Raw genomic sequence first — 12,212 nt, forward strand, 5'->3', positions numbered from 1 at the left:
GATTTTGGATAAAGAAACATTTATTCGTCAATACAGTGTTGAACGAAAACAAACAGATTCATTAAAATGGGATGCTTTAGAAGAACGCTTTGGAGATAGTGATTTATTACCAGCTTGGGTTGCTGATATGGAATTTTCTGTACCAGAGACTGTGAAGAATGCTTTAGCAGAACGAGTTGCCCACGGAGTTTTTGGGTATTCGTTAGTATCAAAGGATTATTTTAATGCTTATAAAGGATGGCAGGCTCGCCATGAACAAACTGATTTTCGTGAAGAGTGGTTATCATTTTCAACAGGAGTTGTGCAATCGTTATATGATATTATTGATTGCTTTACCGAAATAGGTGATGCGGTTATTATTCAACCACCTGTCTATTATCCATTTTTTCATGCAATTCAAGATAAGCACCGCCAATTAATCACTTCGGATATCCAATTAATTGAGCAACGGTATGTGATGGATTTAGAAGATTTTGAGCAAAAAATTATTGATCACCAACCCAAATTGTACATCTTGTGTTCTCCTCATAATCCTTTAGGTCGCGTGTGGAGCGAAGAGGAATTAGCCGCTGTATTAGCGATCTGTGAAAAACATCAAGTGTTAGTTTTATCAGATGAAATTCATTCAGACATCGTGTTAAATGGTCATCGCTTTTGTTCAAGTGTCACTGTCGAAAAAGGACGTTTCCTAGATAATTTAATTATCGTAAATGCGCCGTCAAAAACATTTAATCTAGCTGGGTTATTAAATTCACATGTGTGGATTCCAAATGAAAATTTACGCAGACAATACAATGAATGGGCAAAAGAATATAAGCAAACGGAATTCAGTTTATTTGGTCAGATAGCAGCTAAAACAGCTTATGAGACAGGTGATGATTGGGTTGAAGGTCTATTAGCGACAATCGAAGACAATTATCATTATGCTAAATCTCGTTTGGAAGCTGAACTCTCAGACGTTGTAGTTGCTGATTTGGAAGGAACATATCTCATGTGGGTTGACTTGCGTGCGTATGTTGCACCAGATGCCATTAAAGATGTTGTGCAAGATAAAGCGAAATTAGCGATTGATTTTGGTGAATGGTTTTCACCAGAAGCAAAAGGGTTCATTCGAATAAATTTAGCAACACCGCCAATGAATATTCAGCAAGCAGTTACGCAACTAATATCAGCAATTAAAATGTAACTAATCCGATACTATCAGGCCGTTCCAAAGAAAATATTCATATAGAGAGATTAGGCCTGCTTTTAACAGGTTTTGGGTCTGTGACATAAGGAAAAAAGCCGGAAATATCCGAATAAAATAGCATGAGTTACGCCAAAACATGGCGAAATTATTCGGATATGTTACTGTCAATCTTCTTATGTCACAGGCTCCTTTTTATGGTTTGAGTATTTTTAGTTATACCGCAAATATTTTTTTCTAAGATGCAAATGAGAAGATTTTCTTTGTTTCTAACTAGCGATCGGAATGAACTCATGTTATGATGAAAAACGGTTTTTGAAATTATTTCATTATTGGGGGAAAGAAGATGAAAAGAATGTTTGCTCGTCAGCAAGTGCAAGATGCATTATTTGTTATCGTAGGAGCATTTGTTTTAGCTGTTTCCATTAATTGTCTTTTGTTACCAAATCAAATTGTTGCCGGAGGAGCCAACGGGATTAGTGTGGTATTAAATCATATGTTTGGGTGGAATGTAGCAATTGTTTTATATGCAATTAATATTCCATTATTAATTTTATGCTTTTTATTGCTAGGTAAAGAAGTTGGCTTGAAGACGATTTTTGGTAGTTTAATCTATCCATTTTTTGTAGGAGTGACTGCTCATTTTCCGATTATCACACATGACTTATTTTTAGCTGCTCTGTTTGGCGGAATTGTTACTGGTGTTGGATTAGGTTTGGTTTTTCGTGGGAACGCCTCAACTGGTGGAACAGCAATTATTTCGCAAATTGTGCATAAGTATTTGCATGTGTCATTAGGTATTGCAATTTTGTTTGTCGATGGATTGGTCATTTTGTCGGCATTACTTACTTTTGATACTGACGTGGTATTGTTCTCATTAATTAGTTTATTTATTATCGGACGCGTCGTAGATATTGTTCAAGTTGGTTTTGACCGCTCGAAAAATATTATGATTGTATCGAAAAAATACGAAGAAATTCAACAAATACTCACTACAACCTTAGATAAAGGGGTAACATTAATCCCAATTGAAGGAGGCTATAGTCAAACACCAAGCAAATTGTTAATGACTGTGATTAGTGAAAAAGATTTTCCAAAAGTCAAAGAAGCTATTTTAACGATTGACGAGACAGCCTTTTTTGTTACCTTAAATGCTAGTGAAGTAAATGGTCGTGGATTTAGTCTGAAAAAAGTTGCCGATGATTATGGCGTTGAAGTGAATAATTTGTAACCATCGAGATGGAGTATTTATGCTCCATCTTTTTGTTTTCTAAGCTTATTCAAAGCACTGTTTGCTATGATTGATTTTATAAATTCCATATAGGATGAATATTGAGTAAAAAATGCTGTAACGCTACATTCAGATGTGTGAGGGATTGTTTTTTTTGTTACAATAGTAACAAGGAGCGTGATAATATGATTGAATTGAGCAATGTAAGTAAAGTATACGGTACCAAAAAAGCATTAAATGAATTGAATTTAACCATTCGGCAAGGAGAAATCTTTGGTTTTTTAGGGCATAATGGTGCAGGTAAATCAACAACCATTAAGAGTTTAGTCAGTATTATTCAACCAACAAGTGGCACGATTACAGTTGATGGCTTAGACTTAGCAGCTAATCGAATGGCTATCAAGAAAAGAATTGGTTATGTACCAGACACACCGGATCTCTTCTTGCAGTTAACAGCTGGCGAATATTGGGATTTAATGGCAGCAGCTTATGACATTCCACAAGAGGAAAAAGAAACGCGTTTAGTTCCTTTAGCCCAGCTTTTTGATATGCTTAGTCATCAAGATGAAACGATTTCTAGTTTTTCTCATGGGATGCGCCAAAAGACGATTATTATTGGTGCATTGCTTTCTGATCCTGATATCTGGATTTTAGATGAACCGTTGCAAGGGTTAGATCCACAGGCGGCCTTTGATTTGAAAGAAATGATGCGTGCCCATGCAGATAAAGGAAAAACAGTTATCTTTTCAACCCATGTTCTAGATACTGCTCAACAACTATGTGACCAACTAGCCATTTTGAGAAAAGGAGAACTGCTTTATAATGGCTCAGTAGAAGAATTACTAGCAACCGCACCTACGGAATCACTTGAATCTATCTATTTAAAAATGGCTGGACGCAACGCACAAGAAGCGGGGGGATTCCATGAATAAAACGCAGTTAGCTGAATTACTAAAAGTAAATTTACGCTATGTTAACCCACAGACAACCAATAAAGCACGTAAATCTGGTAAAAGCGGTGCTAGTTTAACGCGTTCAATTGTTAATCAGTATATTTTATCAGGAGTCATTTTTTTAGCAGTTTATGGTTTAACTATGTTTGCCATAGATTTCAGTCAGATGCCAGGATTTTTTACGTATTATGTTGCTTTATTTGGTATCATTGCCTTTTCACAAGGTATTTCTGCGATTTACAATGTCTTTTTTGAAAGTCGTGATTTAGCTGGTTATTTGCCGCTACCTTTTCGACAAGTAGATATTTTTATTGCTAAAATTGTCATTGTGGCAATTACAATTATTCCGTTTACGCTACCAGTATTCATTGTTTTTATCATGGCAGGATTGCGCGCAGGTGTTTTTGTGATTTTAGTGGTATTATTTGCGCTAGTATTATTTGTTTTGTATTTAAGTTTAGTCTTTAGCTTGTGTAGTTTCATTGTTTTCGGTTTGACACGAACTAAATTTTTTAAAAAACATAAACAATTAGTCACGACATTGTTATTAGTTGTCTCTGTAGGTGTGGCGGTTGTTGGTATTTTATTGATGAATAGTCAAACCGATTCAATGGGCATGGGTATGGTTGACCGTGGCACTATTTCGGCATTTCTACCATTTTTCTATGTGATGACTCAGCCGTTTTCTTTGGCAGCTATTCTAAGTTTAGGTGGGTTGCTTGGACTGAATTTGTTGAGTTTCTATTTAATTAAAGTAACCTTATTACCAAAAATGTATGAACAATTACTCGATGCCGCACCTGGTGTAGGTGCAACGAAACGAACGCATAAACCAAATCAAAACTTGCGTCAATTACTGTTTAGCTACAATTCGCAGTTGATTCGCGATCCTAATTTAATTATGCAAGTATTTTCGAATTCAATTTTAATGCCCATGATTTTTATCATTGCTTTTGCCGTAACAGGGCAAATTAATTTGAATTTTTTAGGGATGGAATATCTCGGTGTCTGTTTTACAGTAGGGATTGCATTAGCTACATTGTCGGTTAATCCGATGTCATTTGTAGCGAATATGATTTCGTTAGATAAAGAAAACTTCCTGTTTATTCGTTCATTACCTCTATCCATGACAAATTATTTAAAAGAAAAATTCCGTTTTGCATGTCTACTACAACTAATTATTAATGCGGTGATAGTTTTAGCAATGGGAATATTTTTCCGTTTGCCAATCTTTCTACTGATAAGTACCCTTTTAGGGAATATAGTGGCTACCTATTTATTATCATTACGTTATTTTGCAAGGGATTATCGTTTCTTATTATTGGATTGGACAAATATTAGTCAATTATTTACAAGAGGAGCTGGCAATACAGGTCTAGTCTTTCTGATGATGGGGTCGATGTTTCTAAGTTTTCTTTTGATAGGTCTGTATGTAGTTGGTGTATTGATGTATCCCTTCTTGTGGATTAACGGTCCAGTATTTATTCTTCTAGCAATTGGTTGTGTAAGTTGGTATCGGTATTACCAACGGAATTTTTGGCAACAATTTGATTAAAAAAGTACCGCTCCTCTTTTTGATATGCTCCCCCTATATAGGACACTGAAATATAAAAGTCCTATATAGGGGGTATTTTGTATGCCAAAAAGAAAGATGAAACTCACGCCAGAAAAACGAATAGAACTAGTAGAGAGCTATTTAAATGGCAAAGACAGCTTGAATAGCCTTGCCAGTACAGTTGGGATTAATACGGAAACTTTACGAAGATGGATTATGCTTTATGAGAACGAAGGTCCTACTGGCTTATTGGCAAAGCGGAAAAATACACATTATTCGATTGAAACAAAGCTTCAAGCTGTAAATGATTATCTGAATGGTTTAGGGAGTCTGTCAGAAATTACTAAGAAATATGGACTGAGAGGTAAAACGCAACTACAAGACTGGATAAAGATATATAATACTCGTGGAAACTTCAAATCAGGAAGCGGTGGAAGTCAAATGAGTCAATCTAGAAAAACAACCTTCAAAGAACGTGTGGAAATCGTCCATTACTGTATCGTACACAATCGTAACTATGGAGAAACAGCGATTAAGTACCAAGTATCTTACCAACAAGTTCGTAACTGGGTACTAAAATATGATGAAATGGGCGAAGCTGGATTAAAAGATCGCCGAGGGCATCGCGCCGGTACCGAACCCAGCAGAACACCGGAAGAGGAAATGCGTGATCGATTAGCTGAACAAGAGCGGCGGATTCGACAGCTGGAGATGGAAAATGACCTCTTAAAAAAAGTCAGGGAATTAGAAGGGAAGTGGGATTAGATCTTATTCGCCATGTCTTTGAATATGAAGCCATTAAGGAACTTCATGCCCTCAAAAATTATCCGATAAAACCAATGTGTGAATTCTTACATGTTTCTAGATCAGCCTACTACCGTTGGATAAAGCAACCAAAATCAGCACAAACAATTTTCAATGAGCACTTGGCAGACCTAATTAGATACATCTATGAGGCAGATAACGATAAGGGATATCGAAGAATATGTGATGATTTAGTTCAAGATTATGGCTTACATGTCAATGATAAAAGAGTATTACGCATTTGCCGTAGCCTTCAAATTAAATCGACGGTCAAACACAATCCGAATGGGATTACTAAAGCATCGAAAAGTCCTTATCATATTGCCAAGAACTACTTAAATCGGAACTTCCATGCGGATAAAGTGAATGAAAAATGGCTAACTGACGTGAGTGAGTTTAAGTATTATGAAGGAAATCAAGTGAAGAAAGTGTACCTCAGTGCCATTCTAGATTTAGCAGATCGGCGGATTGTCTCATTTGTCATTAGTGATAGAAATGATAATAAACTAGTTTTTGATACTTTTGATGAAGCTGTACGACTTGAACCGGACGCTCACCCACTATTTCACAGTGACCGTGGTTTTCAATATACGAGTAAGCAGATGAGAACCCGAGTGATGAAACATAAAATGAAACAAAGCATGTCACGAGTGGGTCGTTGTATCGATAATGGTCCAATGGAAGGTTTCTGGGGAACACTGAAACGTGAAAAATACTATCGTCGTAAATTCACTAGCAGAGAAAGTCTCGTTTCAATGATTGAAAAGTATATATATTATTACAACAATGGCCGCTATCAACGCTGTTTGAATTCAAAAACACCATTACAAGTTCACCAACAGCTTTTAATGGCAGCCTAATATTCGTCTAGCTTTGATGTGTGAAATGTTTTTAGTTTCACTCATTAAAGCTAGACGCTAACCGAGCATAGCCGAGGTTTATCAGTGAAAAAAAGAAAGAACTGTTTGCCAGAAAATCGGCAAACAGTTCTCTAAAAATTTTATTATATTTCCGTGTCCACTTGACGGGGTGCCAAGCATTTATAGAGAGCGGTACTTTTTTTACTTCTCTTTTACAGCAATCCAAATTTCACTATAAACGTCAGTTGAATCGGTTGAATAATTCGTAAACGAGATTTCTGGAGAATCGACTAATTCATAATCCGAAGAAGGCAACCATTCAGAAAAGATGCGTGCCCAGGTTTGCTGAAAGCAAGTAGGGAAAGCTCCCTTATTAGGGAAAATGGCCCAAGTATGAGCACTGATTTCAAGCGTTTCTAAATCTGAAAATGTGGCTTCATTTGTTGTGAGAAAACCAATCAGATGTTGTAGCGTTCCTTGTTCGGCTAAGCGGTCTCCTTCAAAATCGTAGGACACATTCACCACTTGGTTTGGATAAAGATTTCCCAATTCGTGCATGTGTGCCCGTTGCTCTGGCGTAATTGTTTGAGCTAATTCAATAATTTGTTGATTCGTTCCCTCGAACTGAATGGGGACGCGCTTAGATACACCAACTACGCGAAAGGCTTCTTTGTTTTCAATTTTAACTTCCATTGAAATTCCTCCTTTAATATCAATTACAAATGAGAGTTTAGGAAATGTTTTTTGAATGTTACATTTACTGATCTCAGAAGGTAAATAACCACTCCATTCACGAAAGGCTCTTGAGAAACCTTCAACTGATTGGTAGCCATACTTAAAAGCAATCTCTGTGACTTTTTCACCCTGCAATAGGTCTTGATTGGCACATGCGAGTTTGCGATTTTTGATGTATTCCAACAAGGTCATACCCGATAAAAATGAAAATGTTCGTTTGAGATGATAGACAGGCATTCCGACTGTTCTAGCCAATTCTTCGATTGAAAGCTTTTCGGTTAAGTGTGATTCAATTTCTTCCATTAATTGATTTAGCTGTTGTAACATAGGTTCCCTCCTCATTTATCTATAGTTTAACAAGAGAAATGTTGGATGACTTGATATAGTTGAGCCAAATTCTATCGGTTTTGTTTGTTATAGTCATACAAAATATTTTAGAAAATATTCTGAAAATTTAGATAAAAGTATTTACATTCAATAAAAGTCATGGTTAAATAAAGAAACAGTGAGAGGTTTCTCACTGGCGGATAAATGGTGCTAAAGGTGAGTATTCATCTTTCACAATAACCCCTGGGATAAAACCTCCCAAGAGAAAAGCGTGTTGCTTAAGCAACACGCTTTTCTTATTCTTCCTCTGGAATGTGATTGTCTAAATCAGTACGAACAATTAGAACATCACATGGTGCATGACGAATGACATATTCTGAAACAGAACCAATGAATAGTCGCTCCACAGCATTTAAACCTGTTGCACCTAACATAATTAAATCAACTTCTTTTTCAGCAGGCAATTGTTTGGCGATGATTGCTTTGGGTGAACCGTATTCAATCGTTGTTTCAACTGCGGGAACGCCATTATTTGTAGCCGTTTGCGCATAGTCTGCCAAAGATTCTTTCGCCATATCAGTTGCTTGTTCTGCTAAGACTGTGTCAAAAGAAGTGACTGTTTGAAACGCACGAGTATCAATAACATGAACCAATAACAACTCTGCTTGGTTTCTTCGCGCTACATTTACAGCTTTGCGAAATGCTAGTTCTGCTTCCTTTGAACCATCGACTGCCACCATAATTCGTTTGTATTGTTGTAACATAACCCCACGTCCTTTCTGTCCTTCTAATTCTATTGTAAGCTATTTCATAAAAAAAGGAAAAGAGAAACCTTAGAATTCAGCGCATTTTTTTTGAGAATTGAATACTAAAGAACGCTGAAACAAGCATCATTACTGCAATAAAAATCAATGTAAAGAGTAATTGATTGATAACAGAAAGCATGCCACTAATAATTCCTAAGATAATGTAAATCATGCCATAGGTTTTTAAAAAACTGCTGTTTTCTTCATTATTTTCGATGAGAGAGAAAAATACGGTTTGTTTCATTAAAGTGATACCGAGGAAAATTAACACAACGGCCATTAAGATTAATAAGAAAACTGTCATTGTTCCACTCCTTTCACTTACTATAAAGTATAGGGGAGTTTTCAGTTTCCCGCAATTTTTTTTTGAAATGTAAGTAATCATTCCTGATTTTTTTGCTATTATTTTATATAATATAATAAAGTAAATAAAATAAAAGGTGGTCTTTGATGAAAGGTTTTAATCGTTTTGACAATATTGTTAGCTCTGTGGTAGATATTATGCTAGGATTTTTAGTCTTAGTTGTTCTCGTGGTGATGGGAGAATCAATCTATCATATGATTACGGCAGTTGTGCCATTGCATTCACTAAAAGATTTGTATCCATTAATTGAAGAGATTGCGACATTGTTTATCTTGTTAGAAATCATTTTAATGCTGCTGCGCTATGTGAGAGAAGGTCATCATATTCCTGTGCGTTACTTAATTTTAATTAGTATTACTGCAATTTGTCGTGAATTGTTACTTGCTCATGGTGGAGGAGTGGAGGCATTATTTTTATCGCTAGCAATCTTAGTTTTAGTGCTTGTTTTGTTTATTTTAGAAAAAGTCAAAGCCTTTCACAATTCAGAATCAGAAGAATCCAAATAAATGAAAATGCAACTGCTGAAACGTATCTATTGATAGGTTTCAGTTTTTTTTTATAAAAAAACCACTTATCTAAAAGATAAGTGGTCCAATTGAAAATTAATGGGTAAGATCCGTTGATGCCGTTTATTGTCCCGGAGTATTGATCCCGCAAAGTGTAGCAGGTGGGTTCTACGGTTATAGTTTTCGAACTACCAAATGACAAGGCTTGTTGCCAACTATAACACCGGACAGATCCCAAGATATCAATAAAAATGTTCGGTCAACACTAAATAGGGATAACTCGTACATCACAGATTGCCCAGTTCCATAGTAGCACACGGGCGAAAAAGTATCAATAGAGAAGTCCAATAAAGTGAAAGCGTTTTTTTAAAGATGTTTTTTCCAATCTTGTAATTGTTGATAACGCATGGCTAGCGCTTGTTCATACTTACCAGTATTTTTAGGGTGATAGTAGTGTTTGTATTTTAATTTATCAGGTAAATACTGTTGATTAACCCATGCTTGTTCAAAATCGTGAGGATATTGATAGCCAATGCCACGATTCAATTCAGCAGCACCCTTATAATGAGCATCCCGCAAATGGTTAGGAACATCCCCTGCTTTGCCGCTGCGAATATCAGCAATTGCTTCATCTAAAGCTACGTGGGCACTATTAGATTTTGGTGACAAGCATAAATCAACAACAACTTGTGCCAAAGGAATTCGTGCTTCAGGAAGTCCAAGTCTTTCAGCAGCCAATACAGCATTGACAGTTCGTGAGGCAGCGTTAGGATTAGCTAAACCAATATCTTCATACCCAATCACCATTAAGCGTCGGCAGATAATAGCTAAGTCACCAGCTTCTACTAATCGTCCCAAATAATGGAGGGCAGCATCAACATCACTTCCGCGAATTGATTTTTGAAAAGCAGAAATGACATCATAATGCGCATCCCCATTCTTATCGTGAGTGAGTGCTTTTCGTTGGATACACTCTTCGATAATTGAAAGGGTCAAATGAATCGTGCCATCTTCTTGAGGGGGCGTTGATTTGACTGCTAACTCTAGACCGTTCAAGGCACTACGTAAATCACCGTTTGTTGCACGTGATAGATGCAGGCGAGCATTGTCGTCAATCGTAACAGAAAAAGTACCTAGTCCCCGTTCGTTATCAGTTAGTGCTTGATTGATAGCATGTAAAATATCTTCTTCTTGTAAAGGAAAAACTTCGAAAATCTGTGCTCGACTACGAATTGCTGGATTAATTGTAATATAAGGATTTTCGGTCGTAGCACCAATCATAATAATCTTTCCACTTTCAAGATGGGGTAATAAAAAATCTTGTTTAGTCTTATCTAAGCGATGAACTTCATCTAATAGCAAAATGACAGTTCCACTCATTTTTGCTTCTTCAGCAACAATTTGTAAATCTTTTTTCGTATCAGTGGCGGCATTTAACATTCGAAATGCATAACGTGTCGAACCAGCGATTGCGCTAGCAATACTGGTTTTTCCAGTTCCTGGTGGTCCATATAAAATCATGGAAGATAACATTTTTGCTTCTACCATACGGCGAATAATTTTTCCTTCACCTACTAGATGCTGTTGGCCGACAACTTCATCTAAATTTCGAGGACGCATGCGATAAGCAAGTGGTTGTTGCATGATAAACACCCTTTCATTTCTTTCTTCTAGTATAGCATAGAGAAGAAAGCCACTTTTCGCTATGAAAAAGCATTAAGGATAGCATGGAAGAGCAGAATTGTGTATGATGACAATAGGTGATGAAATGGAAGAAGTAAAACAAATTTTTAACACACAATCGACCGTAGAAATTGCACATTATCTAGTCGGCATGTATTTGGAACATGAGACATCTACAGGGCTCTTAGGCGGCTATATTGTCGACTGTGAAGCGTATTTAGGGCCAGATGACCAAGCAGCACATAGTTATGGCATGCGCAATACGCCTCGTTTACAAGCGATGTATCAAAAACCAGGAACCATCTATTTATATACGATGCACACACATTTAATTTTAAATATGGTGACGCAACCAGAAGGCATGCCTCAAGGAGTAATGATTCGAGGCATTGAGCCGGTTGCAGGAATTGAAAAAATGGAAGAAAATCGAGGTCGTTCAGGTCCTGATTTGTCAAATGGACCAGGAAAATTGGTCTCAGCCTTGGGAATCACCAAGGAACTTTACGGTCAATCTATTTTTACAAGTCCACTGCATTTGGTACCCGAAAAAAAACGAACACCTAAAAAAATTGAACGCTTACCAAGAATTGGCATTCCTAATAAAGGAAAATGGACGGACATGCCCTTGAGGTTTGTCGCAAGTGGTAACCCATATGTTACGAATATTCGTAAAAAAGAGATTAATCCAGATTTTGGCTGGTTAGAAAAGAGGAAAAAATAAATGGCAAAAGCAACGCTAATTACTTATTTAGACAAGCAGTTAACAAAGAAGATTACTGAATATGATACAGCAATTGACTGGGATGCAAAAAATCATACAATTGAATTAGTGATTCGTTTGTTTGCAGAAAATGCAGCAGGTACAGTGATTGATGATGCAGTAGGTGTTGAATCAGAAGAGGAAGTCATTGAATTTGAAGATGGTATTTTGTTCTACAATCCACAGAAATCACAATTTGACGAGGAAGATTATCTTGCAGTCATTCCTTATGAAGGAAAAAAAGGGATTCAACAAGCAGTCATTGATGGTTTAGTTGATTACTTACAGGAAGTGTTAGATCAAGGGCAAAGTGATTTATTAGATTTCTTGTCTGAGGAAAATGAAGATGAATTTTTTGAGCTACAATTTTCAGAAGACGAGTTAACGCAAGCAATCGCAAAATATGAGGGAAAAGGTTATTTGCCTTATCCTAGCTATTAAG

Annotated in this window: 13 protein-coding genes and 1 other RNA gene; 9 read left to right on the plus strand and 5 right to left on the minus strand. The window is 36.6% G+C overall.

What is annotated here, in order from left to right; genetic code table 11:
- The first annotated feature begins 4 nt into the window (after positions 1-4).
- From AC4BC5_RS08625 to AC4BC5_RS08650, 6 genes are all read left to right on the plus strand, one after another.
- A complete protein-coding gene (locus AC4BC5_RS08625) occupies positions 5-1,186 on the plus strand; it encodes a MalY/PatB family protein (protein ID WP_490495036.1) in 1,182 nt (393 codons plus the stop codon).
- Between the two features lie 346 nt (positions 1,187-1,532).
- The gene (locus AC4BC5_RS08630) at positions 1,533-2,417 is read left to right on the plus strand and encodes a YitT family protein (RefSeq protein ID WP_490495037.1); all 885 of its coding nucleotides are present in this window, start codon (positions 1,533-1,535) and stop codon (positions 2,415-2,417) included.
- Positions 2,418-2,602: 185 nt separating this feature from the next.
- On the plus strand, positions 2,603-3,349 hold the full coding sequence (locus AC4BC5_RS08635; protein WP_490495038.1) for an ABC transporter ATP-binding protein: 747 nt from the start codon (positions 2,603-2,605) through the stop codon (positions 3,347-3,349).
- Complete coding sequence (locus tag AC4BC5_RS08640) at positions 3,342-4,925, plus strand: ABC transporter (protein WP_490495039.1); 1,584 nt, start codon at positions 3,342-3,344, stop codon at positions 4,923-4,925. The genes AC4BC5_RS08635 and AC4BC5_RS08640 overlap by 8 nt, the downstream gene beginning before the upstream one ends.
- A gap of 81 nt (positions 4,926-5,006) precedes the next feature.
- Positions 5,007-5,690 carry a transposase gene (locus tag AC4BC5_RS08645; protein WP_490495040.1) on the plus strand — a complete coding sequence of 228 codons (684 nt, stop codon included), beginning with the start codon at positions 5,007-5,009 and terminating at the stop codon, positions 5,688-5,690.
- The gene (locus AC4BC5_RS08650) at positions 5,681-6,589 is read left to right on the plus strand and encodes an IS3 family transposase (protein WP_490495041.1); all 909 of its coding nucleotides are present in this window, start codon (positions 5,681-5,683) and stop codon (positions 6,587-6,589) included. The genes AC4BC5_RS08645 and AC4BC5_RS08650 overlap by 10 nt, the downstream gene beginning before the upstream one ends.
- Before the next feature lie 201 nt (positions 6,590-6,790).
- Here the strand turns inward: AC4BC5_RS08650 and AC4BC5_RS08655 are convergent, their stop codons facing one another.
- The 3 genes from AC4BC5_RS08655 to AC4BC5_RS08665 all read right to left on the minus strand — a co-directional run bounded on the left by AC4BC5_RS08655 (position 6,791) and on the right by AC4BC5_RS08665 (position 8,761).
- A complete protein-coding gene (locus AC4BC5_RS08655; protein ID WP_490495042.1) occupies positions 6,791-7,651 on the minus strand; it encodes an AraC family transcriptional regulator in 861 nt (286 codons plus the stop codon).
- Positions 7,652-7,947: 296 nt separating this feature from the next.
- Positions 7,948-8,415: a universal stress protein gene (locus AC4BC5_RS08660; protein ID WP_490495043.1), complete on the minus strand. Its 468-nt coding sequence runs from the start codon at positions 8,413-8,415 to the stop codon at positions 7,948-7,950.
- A gap of 76 nt (positions 8,416-8,491) precedes the next feature.
- Positions 8,492-8,761 carry a hypothetical protein gene (locus AC4BC5_RS08665; RefSeq protein WP_490495044.1) on the minus strand — a complete coding sequence of 90 codons (270 nt, stop codon included), beginning with the start codon at positions 8,759-8,761 and terminating at the stop codon, positions 8,492-8,494.
- A gap of 146 nt (positions 8,762-8,907) precedes the next feature.
- Between AC4BC5_RS08665 and AC4BC5_RS08670 the strand changes: the two genes are divergently transcribed.
- Entirely contained in the window at positions 8,908-9,327 is a 420-nt protein-coding gene (locus AC4BC5_RS08670; protein ID WP_490495045.1) for a phosphate-starvation-inducible PsiE family protein, read from the plus strand.
- Positions 9,328-9,430: 103 nt separating this feature from the next.
- Here AC4BC5_RS08670 and ssrS read toward each other — a convergent pair.
- Positions 9,431-9,626: non-coding RNA, 6S RNA (gene ssrS / locus AC4BC5_RS08675), on the minus strand.
- A 67-nt stretch (positions 9,627-9,693) separates the two neighbouring features.
- Positions 9,694-10,971 (minus strand): replication-associated recombination protein A, encoded by a 1,278-nt coding sequence (locus tag AC4BC5_RS08680; RefSeq protein ID WP_490495046.1) that lies wholly within the window; start codon positions 10,969-10,971, stop codon positions 9,694-9,696.
- Positions 10,972-11,083: 112 nt separating this feature from the next.
- Here AC4BC5_RS08680 and AC4BC5_RS08685 point away from each other — a divergent pair, with 112 nt between their 5' ends.
- Together AC4BC5_RS08685 and AC4BC5_RS08690 are read left to right on the plus strand one after the other, a co-directional pair.
- Positions 11,084-11,731, plus strand: a complete 648-nt coding sequence (locus AC4BC5_RS08685) for a DNA-3-methyladenine glycosylase (protein WP_490497527.1) — start codon at positions 11,084-11,086, stop codon at positions 11,729-11,731.
- Positions 11,732-12,211 carry a DUF3013 family protein gene (locus AC4BC5_RS08690; protein WP_490495047.1) on the plus strand — a complete coding sequence of 160 codons (480 nt, stop codon included), beginning with the start codon at positions 11,732-11,734 and terminating at the stop codon, positions 12,209-12,211.
- Position 12,212 lies beyond the last annotated feature (1 nt).

This window comes from Enterococcus sp. AMC2644 (assembly GCF_058216475.1).